This window comes from Shewanella sp. T24-MNA-CIBAN-0130 (assembly GCF_040310185.1).
GTDB lineage: Bacteria > Pseudomonadota > Gammaproteobacteria > Enterobacterales > Shewanellaceae > Shewanella > Shewanella psychromarinicola.
Window position 1 is genome coordinate 1 of the sequence record NZ_JBEOPP010000085.1, and the last position, 15,691, is coordinate 15,691.

At 42.7% G+C, this 15,691-nt stretch carries 16 protein-coding genes; 4 read left to right on the forward strand and 12 right to left on the reverse strand.

The features are described from left to right. Window positions 1–216: 216 nt before the first annotated feature. From AAEZ02_RS20570 to punC, 4 genes are all read right to left on the reverse strand, one after another. Window positions 217–555: a PBPRA1643 family SWIM/SEC-C metal-binding motif protein gene (locus AAEZ02_RS20570; RefSeq protein WP_124014034.1), complete on the reverse strand. Its 339-nt coding sequence runs from the start codon at window positions 553–555 to the stop codon at window positions 217–219. A gap of 145 nt (window positions 556–700) precedes the next feature. After that, window positions 701–3,613, reverse strand: coding sequence for a valine--tRNA ligase (locus AAEZ02_RS20575; protein WP_351124807.1), 2,913 nt, complete (start codon window positions 3,611–3,613; stop codon window positions 701–703). 33 nt (window positions 3,614–3,646) lie between these two features. Continuing rightward, complete coding sequence (locus AAEZ02_RS20580) at window positions 3,647–4,096, reverse strand: DNA polymerase III subunit chi (RefSeq protein ID WP_124014035.1); 450 nt, start codon at window positions 4,094–4,096, stop codon at window positions 3,647–3,649. Window positions 4,097–4,463: 367 nt separating this feature from the next. After that, entirely contained in the window at window positions 4,464–5,747 is a 1,284-nt protein-coding gene (gene punC, locus AAEZ02_RS20585) for a purine nucleoside transporter PunC (RefSeq protein ID WP_124014036.1), read from the reverse strand. A 207-nt stretch (window positions 5,748–5,954) separates the two neighbouring features. Between punC and punR the strand changes: the two genes are divergently transcribed. Beyond that, window positions 5,955–6,857, forward strand: a complete 903-nt coding sequence (punR, locus tag AAEZ02_RS20590; protein WP_101032574.1) for a DNA-binding transcriptional activator PunR — start codon at window positions 5,955–5,957, stop codon at window positions 6,855–6,857. A 150-nt stretch (window positions 6,858–7,007) separates the two neighbouring features. Here punR and pepA read toward each other — a convergent pair whose 3' ends face one another. Next, complete coding sequence (pepA, locus tag AAEZ02_RS20595; RefSeq protein WP_101032573.1) at window positions 7,008–8,516, reverse strand: leucyl aminopeptidase; 1,509 nt, start codon at window positions 8,514–8,516, stop codon at window positions 7,008–7,010. Window positions 8,517–8,789: 273 nt separating this feature from the next. Between pepA and lptF the strand changes: the two genes are divergently transcribed. Together lptF and lptG are read left to right on the forward strand one after the other, a co-directional pair. Beyond that, window positions 8,790–9,902, forward strand: a complete 1,113-nt coding sequence (gene lptF, locus AAEZ02_RS20600; RefSeq protein WP_351088861.1) for an LPS export ABC transporter permease LptF — start codon at window positions 8,790–8,792, stop codon at window positions 9,900–9,902. Continuing rightward, complete coding sequence (gene lptG / locus AAEZ02_RS20605) at window positions 9,899–10,957, forward strand: LPS export ABC transporter permease LptG (RefSeq protein WP_101032570.1); 1,059 nt, start codon at window positions 9,899–9,901, stop codon at window positions 10,955–10,957. The genes lptF and lptG overlap by 4 nt, the downstream gene beginning before the upstream one ends. 84 nt (window positions 10,958–11,041) lie before the next feature. On the opposite strand, the gene AAEZ02_RS20610 is transcribed toward lptG, so the two are convergent. The 4 genes from AAEZ02_RS20610 to AAEZ02_RS20625 form a co-directional block, all read right to left on the reverse strand. Continuing rightward, window positions 11,042–11,551 carry an RDD family protein gene (locus AAEZ02_RS20610; protein ID WP_101032569.1) on the reverse strand — a complete coding sequence of 170 codons (510 nt, stop codon included), beginning with the start codon at window positions 11,549–11,551 and terminating at the stop codon, window positions 11,042–11,044. Between the two features lie 27 nt (window positions 11,552–11,578). Next, window positions 11,579–11,833, reverse strand: a complete 255-nt coding sequence (locus AAEZ02_RS20615) for a DUF2960 domain-containing protein (protein ID WP_101032568.1) — start codon at window positions 11,831–11,833, stop codon at window positions 11,579–11,581. 163 nt (window positions 11,834–11,996) lie between these two features. Continuing rightward, window positions 11,997–12,092, reverse strand: coding sequence for a DMT family protein (locus tag AAEZ02_RS20620; RefSeq protein ID WP_351077032.1), 96 nt, complete (start codon window positions 12,090–12,092; stop codon window positions 11,997–11,999). Between the two features lie 114 nt (window positions 12,093–12,206). After that, window positions 12,207–12,701: a GNAT family N-acetyltransferase gene (locus tag AAEZ02_RS20625; RefSeq protein ID WP_157822204.1), complete on the reverse strand. Its 495-nt coding sequence runs from the start codon at window positions 12,699–12,701 to the stop codon at window positions 12,207–12,209. Between the two features lie 230 nt (window positions 12,702–12,931). Between AAEZ02_RS20625 and AAEZ02_RS20630 the strand changes: the two genes are divergently transcribed. Then, window positions 12,932–13,504 carry a DsrE family protein gene (locus AAEZ02_RS20630; RefSeq protein ID WP_101032566.1) on the forward strand — a complete coding sequence of 191 codons (573 nt, stop codon included), beginning with the start codon at window positions 12,932–12,934 and terminating at the stop codon, window positions 13,502–13,504. A 7-nt stretch (window positions 13,505–13,511) separates the two neighbouring features. Here AAEZ02_RS20630 and AAEZ02_RS20635 read toward each other — a convergent pair whose 3' ends face one another. From AAEZ02_RS20635 to AAEZ02_RS20645, 3 genes are all read right to left on the reverse strand, one after another. Further along, window positions 13,512–14,255 carry a substrate-binding periplasmic protein gene (locus AAEZ02_RS20635; RefSeq protein ID WP_351124812.1) on the reverse strand — a complete coding sequence of 248 codons (744 nt, stop codon included), beginning with the start codon at window positions 14,253–14,255 and terminating at the stop codon, window positions 13,512–13,514. Between the two features lie 52 nt (window positions 14,256–14,307). Then, window positions 14,308–14,952, reverse strand: a complete 645-nt coding sequence (locus tag AAEZ02_RS20640) for a DUF2913 family protein (protein WP_335686647.1) — start codon at window positions 14,950–14,952, stop codon at window positions 14,308–14,310. A gap of 157 nt (window positions 14,953–15,109) precedes the next feature. Continuing rightward, the gene (locus tag AAEZ02_RS20645; protein ID WP_351124816.1) at window positions 15,110–15,625 is read right to left on the reverse strand and encodes a DUF4136 domain-containing protein; all 516 of its coding nucleotides are present in this window, start codon (window positions 15,623–15,625) and stop codon (window positions 15,110–15,112) included. Between the last annotated feature and the right edge of the window lie 66 nt (window positions 15,626–15,691).

The following is a 15,691-nucleotide window of genomic DNA, read 5'->3' on the forward strand; positions in this document are numbered from 1 at the left end:
TGTAATTTGTTTCATAGGGCTATGATGATCCCATTTGGGACAAAATCAAGCATTTTCAATGATCACGGGTATATATCATTTTTATAACAAAGGCTGACACTTTACCTAAGTTCTGGGGAAATATCCAAAATCAATAAAAAAAGCGGATCCTAAGACCCACTTTAATGTTTTATTGATAAACATCCCACTAAGGGACGTTCACCTCAGTATGGTGATTTATGCACCACAACACTTTTTGTACTTTTTACCACTGCCACAGATGCACACATCGTTACGGTTAGGCTTAGCGTCAAACTTTACCGTTTTAGGTTTGTTCAAAACACCGGTTAATTCAATAATGTTTTCAGGTTTGTCTGCATTAATGCTGATATTAGCCAATAGCTGTTGTTCAGCAACCATTGCCGCCACTTCATGTTGGCGAGCTTCGGTTTGGACTGACAATATTAGCGGTAAAGCTTCCGTCCCCGGTTTTGCTGTGCGCTTGGTGTTATAACCACTTTCACCATAAGCGGGTTTAGGTGTTTTACGACCTTTAAAAAAGAATTTATCAGACATGGTTTTGACCCATTAAATAGAATGGTGATATTGGCCGAAGCTTATACACCAAAAATGTAAATTGAGAAATCAACGTTTCAGTTTCGTGCGAAATAAAAAACCAGCGATGCATCGCTGGTTTTTGTTTCTAATGGTATTTTATTGATTATGCTTCTATTTTGGCCAGTTCGATTTTTTGTTCGTTTAATTTTTCAATGTCACGAGTCAAATCGGCCATTTTTGCCCGCTCTTTATCAATAACCGCAGCAGGTGCTTTAGCGACAAAGCCTTGGTTAGATAATTTGCCTTCAATGCGGGTTATCTCTTGAGCAAGCTTTTCAAGCTGTTTGTCGATACGGGCCAATTCAGCGCCGACATCGATTAAGCCTGCCATTGGGATTAATAGCTCCATATTGCCGACAAACTGAGTGGTCGACATCGGTGCCGTTTCACCCTCTGCTAAAATGGTCATTGACTCAAGTTTAGCCAAACTTGCAAAGAATGTTTGGTTTGCTTCAAGACGAATGCGATCTTCATAGCTCACGTCACGAAGCAGCGCATTAAGCGGCTTAGACGGGGCGATATTGAGTTCAGCACGAATATTACGTACTGCGACAATGACTTGCTTAACCCATTCCAGATCCGCCATTGCGGTCGCATCGACTTGATCTGCTTGATACGTTGGGAACGATGCCAGCATGATGGTATCACCCGTTACGCCAGCTAACGGTTTGACGCGTTGCCAAATCGTTTCGGTAATGTATGGCATAAATGGATGCATTAGACGCTGCATTTTTTCAAGCACATTGACTAACGTATGGCGTGTGCCGCGCATTTGCGCTTCAGTGCCGTTTTGCATAACAGGCTTGGTTAATTCTAAATACCAGTCACAGAATTGATTCCAAGTGAACTCGTATAAAGTGTTAGCGGCTAAATCAAAACGGTAAGCGGCCATGTGATCTTCAACGGTTTTGACGGTCTGATTAAACAAACCAATGATCCAGCGATCGGCTAACGACAATTCCATCGCACCCGGTTTGCCATCAACCAACAGTTGACCGCAATCTAAAGGCTCACCAGCTTCATCGCTATCTGGATTGGTTTGCACTTCAGTGTTCATTAACACATAACGTGACGCGTTCCATAATTTGTTACAGAAACTGCGGTAACCATCAAGACGTTTCATGTCCCAGTTGATGTCACGCCCGGTTGATGCCATTGCCGCTAAGGTAAAGCGCAGTGCATCGGTACCGTGAGCTTCAATGCCATCGGCAAATTCTTTACGGGTACTTTTCTCAATTTTTGCCGCCAATTGTGGCTGCATCATGTTGCCAGTCCGCTTAGCGACCAAGGTTTCAAGGTCGATACCGTCAATCATGTCTAATGGATCAAGCACGTTGCCTTTGGATTTTGACATCTTATTACCGGCTTCATCACGGATAAGCCCGGTCACGTACACGGTTTTAAAAGGTACTTGAGGTTTGCCGTCTTCATCTTTAATGAAGTGCATGGTCATCATGATCATCCGCGCAACCCAGAAGAAGATGATATCAAAACCTGTGACCAACACATCGGTTGGGTGGAAGGTTTTTAAATCTTCTAAATTGTCTGGCCAACCTAAGGTTGAGAAGGTCCATAATGCCGAGCTGAACCAGGTATCTAATACGTCATCGTCTTGGCGTAATACCACAGAATCTGCAAACTTGTGCTTAGCGCGTACTTCAGCTTCGTTACGGCCAACGTAGACTTTACCGTTCTCGTCGTACCAAGCTGGAATACGGTGTCCCCACCAAAGTTGGCGTGAAATACACCAGTCTTTAATATCGCGCATCCACGAAAAGTACATATTCTCGTATTGCTGGGGCACAAACTTGATGTCGCCATTTTCCACGGCTTCAATGGCTGTTTTTGCCATTGATTGAACGGCCACATACCACTGATCGGTTAATAAGGGTTCAATTGCTACGCCTGAGCGATCGCCATAAGGTATTTTTAAGCCGTGCGGAGCGACTTTTTCAAGTAAACCTAAGCTGTCAAATTCAGCCACAATAGCATCACGGGCTTTAAAACGATCAAGGCCAACATAACGTTCAGGTAGCGCAATTTCGACGTCTTTGTTTGGTGTGCCGTCGGTATTAACTACTTCTACAAAACCGCGGACACAGGCATCTAAGGTAAAGATGTTGTACATAGGCAGTTGATGACGCTTGCCAACTTCATAGTCGTTAAAGTCATGGGCTGGAGTGATTTTTACGCAGCCTGTGCCAAATTCCATGTCGACATAATCGTCAGCAACAATTGGAATTAAGCGGTTAACGATAGGTAATAGCACAAACTTACCGATCAATGACTGATAACGTTCGTCATCTGGATGCACGGCTACTGCGCTGTCACCTAACATGGTTTCAGGACGCGTGGTGGCGACTTCTAGGTAGTCTTTACCATCGCGAGTTAATGCGCCTTGGGCTAAAGGAAAGCGGAAGTGCCACATGTGGCCTTGCTTCTCTTTATTTTCAACTTCTAAATCTGAAATGGCGGTGTGAAGCTTTGGATCCCAATTAACTAGGCGCTTACCACGATAAATAAGTTCGTCATCGTATAGACGGACAAACACTTCTTGAACCGCTTTTGATAAGCCTTGGTCCATGGTAAAACGTTCGCGATCCCAATCAACCGATGCGCCCATGCGACGTAGTTGTTTGGTGATGGTGCCACCAGACTGTTCTTTCCAGTCCCACACTTTATCAATAAAGGCATCACGGCCTAAATTATGGCGTGTTTTACCTTCTTCGGCTTCAAGTTTACGCTCAACCAACATTTGGGTGGCGATACCAGCGTGGTCGGTACCCACTTGCCATAAGGTATTCTTACCTTTCATGCGTTCATAACGAGTAAGCGTGTCCATGATGGTGTCTTGGAAGGCATGTCCCATGTGCAAGCTACCGGTTACGTTCGGTGGCGGGATCATGATGCAATAATTGCCTTGAGATTCATCGCCATGCGGCTTGAAGTAACCTTGCTCTTCCCAGTTTTGGTAAAGGGCCTGTTCGATAGACTTTGGGTTGTATGTTTTTTCCATAGGAGCGTTATGTTCTCTATCTAAATTGAGTGTTTATTCAGCTAATGCTTGAGTGCTGGGCGTAATGCCAACATTCTGGTATTGACGATAGCGATTGCGGGCAATCCGCTTGAGTTCATCATCATTAGCGACAAAATCGATAATATGGGCCAAGTTTACCGCAAAACTGGGCATGTGGTCTGCAAGATTAATCAGAACTTGGCGACTTTTATTTGGCCCTAGGGTGTCAAAACCAATTTCGACAGGTGCACCGGTCACCGGACCTTCGCCTTTTAAGTTGTGAGGCACAAAGGCATTAGGCTCAAATTGCCACAGTAATTCGTCAATGGCATACGCTTGCTGCTTGTTTTCACAGTGAATGTAGACGGTTTTTTGTTGGCGATATTCTTGTTCTGCTAACCTGCATGCAGCCAAATAAACCGCATCTAATGCACTCATTTGATTATGATTATCAGGCATAAGGTAAAACAAGGCTTGAGTCATGTGGTGATGCTTTTGACAGGTTAATAAGTTGAGCACGAGTTTACACTAAAATCGGCTGCGGGTTAATGGGGACGTGAGTTGATATTTATTGAATTTCCCCTAAGTGACTCGCTGACTTAGCCGATAATGAGCAGTATTTGGTATTACAGCCACAATGCGAGTTGATGGTGCTCATTAATCCAATATAAATCGCAGCCATGATTGGTTTTCTGTGACGCTCTGGGGCCATTGTCAAATAGACGGATTTATGGATTGTGAATATTAGAGCAAGCGATAATTTGTTTAATCAATAAACCTCAATATGATGAGATTATAAATAAGAATATAACCTCATCATTGAATGGCTTATTTTATCGCTATGGGGTGTTTATTCATCATCCTTAGTGGTTGCTTGAGATAATCTTGCTGGATCCGGAAACGTGAAATGCTGGTTTATTTGCGCCCAAGAATCATGACTTTTAATAAAGAGGCCTACAGCAACCAGTACTGAACAGGCTAGAATTCCCCAACCAATCGCGTTATCGCCAGAGCTTGCCCAAACGGCAACCAGACTTGATGCCCCAAAAGCGATGCTGATTTGGAGAAAGTTTTGCAATCCTGCCGCTTTGGATGCGTTATTGCTGAATTCTTGGAGGGCATTATTGACCACAATAGGGTAAATAGCGCCATTGCTTGCTGCTAGCAATGAGAATGCAACCATAAGCGGTAATATTGTTTTAGTATCGAGGATCACACTTGATACAAAAATGGCAACAACACAAAAACCAAATAAAATTAGTAAATAGCGTAGGCTGGCTTTGGTGCCAAACTGTCGAATAAGTAACTTACCGGAATAGCCACCGACAATAAACATGATGGTTTGGGGAATAAAACTTAATCCAATTTCAGTTGCGGCGTAACCATATTGTTCCATCACCGCAGGCCATAGGGTTAAGTAAGCGAAAAACGCACCCGAACAGGCACCAAAAATGATGACATTACCTAAGTAACGTGTGTTGGCTAATAATTGTTGATAGCGGATATGGGACTTATTTTTGTGTAAACGAATAGGCTCTTTAGGTACAAAAAAATGTGTCATAGCGATTAATATTACGGCGATAACACATAAGGTAATAAACACTGCACGCCAGCCAAAATTATTGAGTATCAATGCGCCAGCAATGGGCGCTAATGCCGGAGATAAAGCGACCAAAGGCATAATATTAGAGAAAATATTTTGAGCTTTATCGGCGGGGTATTGTTCAATCACTATTGCTTGCCAGATCACTGCTGCACTGCAAGCGCCGATGGCTTGGAAGAAGCGCGCAATATTCATCATCATTATGGTTTCACTGTTCGCAATGAGTGCGCTTGCCAACATAAACAGACTTAGCCCAACAAAGAGTGAATTCCGCTTACCTATTTTATGAACTAATGGCCCGTATAATAACTGTCCAATAGCAAGGCCTGCCAAAAAACTGGTTAATGATATGGCCACCTCAGAAGTGTTAGCATTAAACGTCCCTTCAATAGATTTGAATGCAGGGAGGTACATGTCGGTTGCAATAAATCCCAACATACTCAGCAAGGCTAAATAAAACAGGAACAGGTAAAATGTTATGTTTGTTTGTTTATTGTTGATTATTATGTTGTTGTTGCTAAAATTAGGCATAAATATTTTCGTCTGGTCAATAAAGCTTGCTAGTTTAATGGCTTACTAAATTAGCTGGAAACGTTTAATTTTGAAGGCAGCTATCAAAAAATTTGATTGCAAGGAGTGAGTGGAATTGAGTATGATCACTTGAAACCAGTATTACCTCAGCCGAAGATGTTATTCATCTAGTGCTGTTAAGGTACATTTTATAATGAGCAAATTGATATGCTTTCACAGCACATTTTTGAATTAATCGATGTTGTTGCCCAAACAGGCAGTTTTACCGCGGCAGCCAAAAAACTGCATAAGGTGCCGTCTGCGATTAGTTATTCAGTTAAACAAATTGAGACTGAGCTTGGGGTTGAGTTATTTATTCGCCATCATAGAAGTGTCAGCCTAACCCCGGCAGGAAAACATTTTGTCGCTAAAGCTCGCCAGTTTCTTAACGATATGGCGCTGATGAAAAGAGACACTCAACGAGTGGCAAATGGGTGGAAGCCTTCGTTATCTATTGCGCTGGATAATATTGCCAGAACCGACAGTGTGCATGCCTTAATCGCTGACTTTTACAGAAAGTTTCAGGATGTTGAGCTGATTATTCGGATTGAAATATTTAATGGTGTATGGGAAGCGCTCGCCACAGGGCGCAGTGACATCGCTATTGGTGCGACAACTGCAAATCCAGTTGATGGGTCATTTAAATTCACTCATATGGGGGATATTGATTGGTTATTTGTGGTGAGTGCTGATCATCCATTGGCGAATATTACACGGCTTATAGTGGATGATGAGTTACGTGATTTTCCGTCTATTTGTCTTGAAGATACCTCGCGAGAGATCCCTAAACGAATTGATTGGTTGCTCAATAATCAACGGCGTTTAGTGGTACCCGACTGGCACAGTGCAATCAACTGTTTTGTCGAAGGCTTAGGGGTAGGGTACATGCCTGAACATTTAGCTGCACCGTTAATCGAGTCCGGTAAATTAGTCAGTAAAGTGCTGTGCACCGTTAAACAACCTAGCCCTTGTTGTTTAGCGTGGAATGATGAGCAAATGTCGCCAGCACTCGCCTGGGTGCTAGATTATTTAGGTGATAGTGAGCAATTACATCGTCAATGGTTAGCCTAGGCTTACCGCGGCTTACCGCGCGATAAAAGGGCTTATTATTTGAATCCAAGTTATGGTTTAGCATTGTTTGATTTGCGCTATCGAGATACAAAAAAAGGGTAAAGCATGATGCTTTACCCTTTTTATTTGCGTATCACGCACTAACAATGCTTATTCGCTAATTTCAACACCAGCGCGATTAATTAAGAATTGGCTTAAAATCGGTACCGGACGACCGGTAGAGCCTTTATTCGCGCCGCTGTTCCAAGCAGTACCAGCGACATCTAAATGCGCCCAATTGTACTTCTTAGTAAAGCGAGATAAGAAACATGCGGCAGTAATCGACCCTGCAGGACGGCCGCCTAAGTTAGTCATGTCGGCAAATGGGCTGTCTAGCATGTCTTGATATTCATCCCATAACGGCATGCGCCATGCGCGGTCACCACTTTGCTCGCCGGCATTTAACAGCTCATGAGCTAGTGGATTGTGCGAACTGAATAAACCAGAAGCGTGCTTACCAAGGGCAATAACACAGGCACCCGTTAAGGTTGCAGTATCGATGACTAATTCAGGTTCAAAGCGCTCAACGTAGGTTAATACATCACATAATACTAAGCGACCTTCGGCATCAGTGTTAAGCACTTCAACCGTTTGACCTGACATAGTGGTTAAAATATCACCTGGGCGATAGGCATTGCCCGCAGGCATGTTTTCACAACCCGCTAAAATGCCAATGACGTTAATAGGCAGTTTCATTTCGCATAATGCTTTCATGGTGCCAATCACACCTGCAGCGCCACCCATGTCGTATTTCATTTCATCCATGGCTTCGCCAGGTTTTAATGAAATTCCGCCAGAATCAAAGGTTAACCCTTTACCGACAAGGACAATTGGCTTTTCAGTGCTGTCGACTGCGCCTTGATATTCCATCACGGTCATGATTGATTCATTGCTGCTTGCGCGGCCTACGGCAAGATAAGCGTTCATGCCTAACTTAGCCATTTGCTCTTCGCCAATAGTCGTGACAGTGAGGTTTTCATGCACTTCAGCCATTTGACGAGCTTGGGACGCTAAGTAGGCTGGATTACATATGTTAGGTGGCATGTTGGCCACGTCTCGACATAAATGCATACCCGCTGACACTGCGGTTCCGTGTTCAATTGCGCGCTCACCAATGGTTAATTCGCGGCGTGTTGGCACGTTAAATACCATTTTACGTAATGGACGACGAGTTTCGTCTTTACGGGTTTTTAAGGCATCAAATGAATACAGGCTATTCCTAGTGCTTTCAATGGCTTGGCGAACTTTCCAGTAGGTGTCGCGGCCTTTGACATGCAGTTCAGTTAAGAAGCACACTGCTTCCATTGAACCGGTTTCATTGAGGGTACTGATGGTTTTTGTGATAATTTGTTTGTATTGGCGTTCATCTAACTCACGCTCTTTGCCACAACCAACCAGTAAAACGCGCTCACTTAGTACGTTTGGTACATGATGCAGTAGCAACATTTGACCCGGTTTACCTTCAAGGTCACCACGACGAAGTAGGTTACTAATGTAACCTTCACTTATTTTATCCAATTGCTCTGCGATACCAGACAGACGGCGGGGTTCGTATACTCCGACAACGATACAGGCTGAACGTTGCTTTTCGGGGCTACCGCTCTTTACGCTAAACTCCATGAGCACTCCTAGATTCTTAAAGACAAATTACTATATTTATTAGATAATGTTTGCATTAGGCCATCTGGCATATAATCAACGAAAAGGTGATAGCTGTTTGGGATTATTAACGAAAAAAAGGCGTAAATTGACAGCCAAAATAGATGTTAACCATGACCCCAAAGCACCTTCCGCGCTGGTCAGAAAACTAGCAAAACTGCTGAAAGTAGACAGTTTACATGAAAGTTGCTCTGATACCAGTAAAAAGATAAGTTTAGCCACCGGATCCTACTTGTGATTGTATTTAGATATCTTATTAGTGAAGTTTTAAAAGCGCAATTCTCAGTACTTTTAGTGCTGCTAACTATTTTTATCAGTCAACAGTTTGTGCGCGTGTTAGCTGATGCCTCTGATGGTGAATTCCCAGCTTCCTTGGTGATGACATTATTAGGCTTAAATTTGCCTCAATTAACGGTGTTAGTGTTGCCGCTGAGTTTCTTTTTAGGGATATTGTTGGCCCATGGGCGAATGTATGCTGAAAATGAAATGGTAGTACTGCATGGTGTTGGTGTCAGTGAATGGTATGTCACTCGAGTAACCTTATTACTTGCGATTGGCAATTTATTGTTTACCGCTTATTTGTCTGTTTATGTCGGCCCTTGGGCGGAAGAGCGTCAAAACCAGGTCTTAGAAAAAGCCCAATCTGAAGCCGGATTAGCGGCATTAACCCAAGGTCGCTTTCAAGCAAGCCCGAATGGGCGAGCGGTATTGTTTGTTGAAAAAATAAACAAAGACAACACTTTGGATAAAGTATTTGTTGCACAACTTCCCGATCCTGAAGACGAATATGGTTTAACTAATATTGTGGTGGCTAACAAAGGTCGGGTGATTGAAGATGATATTGGTAGCCAGCAATTACAGCTCGAAAAAGGCTTCCGCTATCAAGGCAGCCCTAAATCACTCGAACTACAAATAATTGAGTTTGGTGGTTATAAAATGGAGATTAAAGAACAAGAAGTGGATGAGCGGCGACGTAAATTATCTGCAATGCCAGTTGATCAATTGTTGGATACTCCAGGACCTGAAGCGGCAGCTGAATTTCAATGGCGCTTAGCTATCCCTATCGCGATCCCATTGTTGACGTTAATTGCGGTGCCGTTAGCGCGGGTTAATGTTCGCCAGGGTAAGTTTGCTAAAATGGGTCCCGCTATTTTGCTTTATTTGGGCTACTTTGGATTAATGATTGCAGGTCGAAAAGCCCTGCAAGATGAGGTGGTGCCGCAATTTTTAGGCATGTGGTGGATCCATGGCTTTGCGTTGATATTAGGGTTGTTATTACTTATTAAAGAACGCCCGACAGGGATGAAGTTCCTGGGTTTATTTAAACGCAAGCAGGTGACTGCATGAAAATACTAGACCTTTATATTGCTCGTATGATCGTTAGTACATCAGGCTTGTGTTTACTGATTTTGACTGGGTTGTCAGGCATCATTAAGTGGGTTGATCAACTGCGTTTGGTTGGGCGTGGTGCTTATACCATGCTAGATGCTGGCATATACGTGTTGTTTTTAGTGCCCCGTGATATTGAAATGTTTTTCCCTATGGCGGTACTGCTAGGTGCGTTAATTGGTATGGGCATGCTGGCATCTAACTCTGAGTTAGTGGTGATGCAAGTCTCTGGTATGTCGCGCTTACAAATCACCCAATCTGCAATGAAAACGGCTGTTCCATTAATGATCATGGTCATGGCGCTCGGTGAATGGGGCGCGCCTATTGCCGAAAAAAGTGCTAAAGAACTTCAAGCGACTAAAATATCGGGTGGCAGTTTGATTAAATCACATCGGGGTATTTGGGCTAAAGATGGTGACTTATTCGTTAATATCGGTGAGGTTAAAGACGTTAATACTCTGATTGATATTCGCTTATATGAGTTTAACGATCAACAAGAATTAACCGGAGTGACCCATGCTAAAACCGCCGAATTTATTGGCGATGCTTGGCAGCTATCTGCAGTTGATAATACCACGGTAAAAGACGATCGAGTTATTCGCGACCATCTTGATACTGATGTGTGGCAGTCTTCATTAACCCCAGATAAGCTCAGTGTTGTGTCGGTTAAACCAGAGGCATTATCCATTAGTGGCTTAATTGACTACTTGGATTATTTAAAAATTAACCAACAAGATCCGAGTCGTTATGAACTGGCACTGTGGCGTAAGATTATGCAGCCAGTAACGGTGGCAGTGATGATGTTAGTGGCATTGTCGTTTGTGTTCGGTCCGTTACGTACTGTGACCATGGGAGCTCGAGTGTTACTCGGTGTAGTAGCAGGATTTAGCTTTTATATTAGTAATGAGATATTTGGTCCTATGAGCATAGTGTATGAGTTACCTGCGGTGGTTGGCGCAATTGCCCCCAGCATGTTATTTACTGGATTAGCTTTGTATTATATTCGTAAGTAACTAAACGTTAATTTGAACATTAAACTGTGATGCAAAAATGGCAACCTTTGGGTTGCCATTTTATTATTGGTAAAGGCCAATTGATTATGCGCCACGCCAGTTACGCATTTGATTAGCTTCTACTGACAATACCACAACCTCAGAACGGGTCATCATGTCTTGTAATGCTAATTTGTCATCATTGATGATAATCCACAGATTACCAATACCTAATAACGACCAAACTACCCGAGCGCAGGCGGTAATGAAACTTAAGTCTTGGCCATTGGGATGTTGAACTTTAAGTCGCCAAGCTCGCATACCTAATGTTTGCCCACCTCGGCTCCAAAACACGGCATAAAATCCGCCGACACAAATGGCTATCCAGAGTTGATAAAGTCCATGATAAACCGGAGTGTTATTGAGCAAGTCTGACACATCTTCGTGACCATTCATCGCGATAAGTCCGCTACTTTGCAGACCCAAGAAAACAGCAAAACCAACAGCGCCAGCAAACATATAAACGGCTACAGCAAGCATTGAGTCATACGTCATTGCACCTAAACGTCGAAAAAAACTGGCTCGAGGGAAATTAGCATGATCTGAATTCAACATAGAGAGTCCTTATTTAAACCAAAATGATTAAACCTCATCATCTTCACGAACAAATTTGATGCTAGTAAAACCAAAACGTGCAAATTCAGTTTTACGAAATTCTTTCTCTGCTTTCGCGCCTTTTTTTGACGTTAACGCAACTTGTTGTTCCATGGCTAAAAAACTTTTTAAATCAATCCCTTCGGCTTCAGCTGCTGCTTCATAAAGATCATGATGTATGTCATAGCTAAACGCGATAGTTTTGGTTTTGCCTTTAAAGGTATAGATAACTTGGCGCGCCATGGCGAACTCCTGAAATTAATGTAATTCATTTTTTAATGTAAACAATACGGCACCCCAAAGGCATCAATCTGCCGACAAAGACTTAAGCGTTATGATTTTTGAGGTACCAAATGGTAAAAGAGACAAATACCCATAGGGTGATGATCTGATGCACAATCTTCGATTATCCCACGTTCATCGACGTATAACCAAGCTGATCGGCATGAACTTGCAATAAATATTCAAATAATACGATGCCCCTGCTGACTAATGCTGTAATAAGCTAATCCTTGCGGTTTAAGGTTTTAACATCGCCATAGCAAACAAAAACATCATAAAAAGTATTGGCTAACAAAACCGTCGTGACGACTGCTGGCGGCTTAGAGGGGAACCTTTATAATAAGGGTAAATACAAATAACATGCCCCATCAGGGTAACTATCTAGTGATTGTGTCAGTTTTGCTGATGTGATGTCTGCTTTAAACCCTTGTTGTTGCCAGTACGTTTGCGCACCCTGTACGGCCACCAGTCCTATACCCTTCACCATCAACGCTTTTGCTTGATTTACAACATAAGTGAAGAGCTGTTTACCAATTCCCATGCCTTGTGCATTGGGTGAAATGGCCATGTCATGTAAATACCAGCAGTTAGCATCAATCTGGCCACTGATTTCGGTATTCAATGACGGGGCATCGCCTCGTTGCCAAGGGTGAACAAGGGCATAAGCTAAAACGCGACCTTGTCGTTCAAACACGACACAGCTAGTCGGCGACGTTCGCCATTTACTTTGCATAACACCAAGCGACTCTGGCGCTAGTTCAACATAACATTGTGCTTGGATCGCCATAATAGCGGGCCAGTCGGTCGCGTAAATTGGACGTATTGACATATCATTCATTCTTGGTGTTTTTGAGCGCATCATTATACTCAGCAAGGGTCTAAAACCTAAGCGTTAATCTGGTATTACCTCGAGATAACATTTTCAACATAACATTGTGCTTGGATCGTCATAATAGTGGGTCAGTTAGTAGGGATAATTATACTAAGCAAGGGTCTAAAACCTAAGCGCTAATCTGTGCTAGAGTAATCATAAAAATAGAGATAAGGAAGATCAACATAATGGAAATCAGTTTACCTTCAGTGAGTAGATGCGTTATCACATCGGCCGTGTTGACATTAATAGCGTGTTCATCATTTACGGCAACCGCTGGTATTGAGGCTTTTAAACCGGGACCAGTGATTAAAGATTACGGAAAGGTGGCCGAAGTGAATAGCAGCTTAACCATACCAACAGGCATGAAGTTTAACGTTGCTTTTGATTTAGGTACAGCCGCTAAACCCGCTGAAATAAACTCTAGTATTGATACTTTGGCGCGCTTTATTAATATGCATGTGGCAGCCGGGGTTAAACTGAAAGACATTTCGCTTGCTATGGTGGTGCATGGTAAAGCGGCTAGCGATATGACCAAGGATAGTTTTTATCAGCAGTTGAATGCAGGGCAGAAGAATGCTAATTCGGATTTAATTGCGCAGTTGGTAAGACAGGGGGTTAAGTTTTATGTGTGTGGTCAAACAGCCGCCTATTACGGCATTACTCCTGATGACTTGCTGCCGGGTGTTGACATGGCGTTATCGGCGTTAACTGCACATGCAGTATTAGCCCGCGAAGGTTACAGCGTTAATCCGTTTTAACCCCATATTAACGACTAAACACATCCTGCTTGGTGTATTTTTCGATAATGCTTTGAGTGGTGCCATTTTGGTTAAATTCAGCAATAGCGGCATTAATTTGTGGTAGTAAGGCAGTATGTTTTTTACGAAGACGCATGACCAAGTGGCCTTCTGAATGAATCGAGGCAAGGGTGACTGGTCTATTGAGTTTTTTTGCCCAATACAAGGCGGGTAAATCTCCAGAGATAACCGCTTCAACTCGCTCTTTATGTAATGCCTTGATGAGTTCTCTCTCAGAGGTAAAATCAACTCGAGTAAACTCTGTATCGTCGTGGTAAAGGTAGCCACGAATTGTGCCTATTTTTTTACCTTTAATCTGATTAACGTCTTGCCATTTTTGAGCATTTTTGTCTAAAGTGATAATGTTTTCTTGAATGACTAATATCGCTATCGATGAGACAAAATCATCGCCTACTTTTTGATCCTCAAACCAGCTTGGGCTAACAAAGTCGAAGTCTAGTAAGCCATTCGCTAAGGCGTAATTAGTTCTTTTGGGAGGATAATTGTTTTTTTCAACTTCAATGTTGGCCTTTGCAAGCAGTAACGGAACCAGCTCGCCGAGTATTCCTGGGTTTTCAGCCGATCCAGCAATGTAATAAGGCACCCAACTGCTGGAGGCATTGACGTTATACTTAAGTGCTGTGCTCGCTTGAACGGTGGAACCACAAAAAAATATCACCAAGCAAGTGAGTGCTAGAAAGCCTTTTTTCATGGTGACTCCTTATCTTTAACATTCTATTAATACTACAACAATTTTTCGCTGCTTAATAAAGATCAAGGCACAGTAAACATAAACTTGAGTGTAAGTTATCAGGTATTAATACATAAGTTTTATGATGTTTGATCAATGAGGTCTTTTTATTGCCTTGGCTGAGTAATACACCTTGCTCTAATGCTAACCGTGCAACCAACTTTTCATCACCACGAATGTACATTGAGATTGGTTTGACAATTTTTTCATCAACAATGTGCTGATTAAATTCTTTTGCTGAGATAATTAAACTTGATTTACCGTCACTGTTGATCTTCAATTTGGCATCAATGTCGGTATCGGTTACCACCACCCATTCTTGTGCTGCGAGTCCGGTTAATAGGTTTTTAAGCCCAGTGCCAGTGGCGATAGCACTGTTATTAACTTGTTGATATTGATCGGCAATACAGGTTAATCGTTGTTTAAGTTGAGCCCCAGCACCTTGACTTCGAGCTTGACTTATCCAGGCCGTTAAGTCGTCGGCCATTAGTTTCGAAAAGCGTTTTGTTTTTAACGACTCAACCATCCAGTTACATAAAAAATGGCTTTCTTGTGCTGCAGTTCTGACGGCTTTGTGTTGTGATGCCGAGGTCTTTATGGCATCTATTCCAGCGAGCGCAAGGGTTAATAAAGCTTGGTTGTATGTTTCTGTAGTCATTTTAACGAGGTCAATAAAGTAGTGTGATAGCTAGTTTACCGTGTAGTCGCAAATTGCTAAATAGATATTTGTGTTAAGTCGGCTCGAAGAGCTGGCGTTTCTATGTAAAGTAGCCGCCGTTCAACAAGGATGAACGGCAACTAAAATAGAGTGTAGATTACTTTTTCGGGGGGAATTGCGCCAAGATAGCGGCAACAGTTTGGTTAATGCCTTGTGCTTTAACTTCGCCACCTTGATCAAAGTGGTACTGACCATTGCCGCGCCAAATTAAGCGTTTGTCGGCTGGGTCGATAATATCAATTTGGATAGTTTGCGTTTTAGCTGTGTTACTGCCTAGCGGGATACCAATACTCGTGCCAAGACTTATCCCACCACTAGAGCCCCAAGTTCCAGAACCTAAGCCGATAGAAAGCCCTGAATCTTTTTCTTTGTTTTCAGTGATAAAGGCATAGTTGACTACAAAATCAGCATTACTGGCGCTAAAGAGATAACCTTGGTTAAGTAAGGTTTGCTTAATGTCGTCATTAATTCGGTCAGCGGTTAAAGGATCATCAGTTTGTTTTACGGTGAGTTGACTGAATGTTTTGAGTACAGAGAAGTCGTAATTGACATCATAATCTTGCTTGGGTTTTGTCGCACAAGAGGCCAGCAATAACAGGCCACATATACTCAAGTGAATTCAAACTGCAGGTTTTAATTTCTGAAAGTTATCATTAATTGTATCACCGAGCGTGTCAGC

Coding starts and splice junctions, on each gene's coding strand:
- AAEZ02_RS20570 (WP_124014034.1), bottom strand. CDS start 555: ATGTCTGATAAATTCTTTTTTAAAGGTCGTAAAACACCTAAACCCGCT.
- AAEZ02_RS20575 (WP_351124807.1), bottom strand. CDS start 3,613: ATGGAAAAAACATACAACCCAAAGTCTATCGAACAGGCCCTTTACCAA.
- AAEZ02_RS20580 (WP_124014035.1), bottom strand. CDS start 4,096: ATGACTCAAGCCTTGTTTTACCTTATGCCTGATAATCATAATCAAATG.
- punC (WP_124014036.1), bottom strand. CDS start 5,747: ATGCCTAATTTTAGCAACAACAACATAATAATCAACAATAAACAAACA.
- punR (WP_101032574.1), top strand. CDS start 5,955: ATGCTTTCACAGCACATTTTTGAATTAATCGATGTTGTTGCCCAAACA.
- pepA (WP_101032573.1), bottom strand. CDS start 8,516: ATGGAGTTTAGCGTAAAGAGCGGTAGCCCCGAAAAGCAACGTTCAGCC.
- lptG (WP_101032570.1), top strand. CDS start 9,899: ATGAAAATACTAGACCTTTATATTGCTCGTATGATCGTTAGTACATCA.
- AAEZ02_RS20610 (WP_101032569.1), bottom strand. CDS start 11,551: ATGTTGAATTCAGATCATGCTAATTTCCCTCGAGCCAGTTTTTTTCGA.
- AAEZ02_RS20615 (WP_101032568.1), bottom strand. CDS start 11,833: ATGGCGCGCCAAGTTATCTATACCTTTAAAGGCAAAACCAAAACTATC.
- AAEZ02_RS20625 (WP_157822204.1), bottom strand. CDS start 12,701: ATGTCAATACGTCCAATTTACGCGACCGACTGGCCCGCTATTATGGCG.
- AAEZ02_RS20630 (WP_101032566.1), top strand. CDS start 12,932: ATGGAAATCAGTTTACCTTCAGTGAGTAGATGCGTTATCACATCGGCC.
- AAEZ02_RS20635 (WP_351124812.1), bottom strand. CDS start 14,255: ATGAAAAAAGGCTTTCTAGCACTCACTTGCTTGGTGATATTTTTTTGT.
- AAEZ02_RS20640 (WP_335686647.1), bottom strand. CDS start 14,952: ATGACTACAGAAACATACAACCAAGCTTTATTAACCCTTGCGCTCGCT.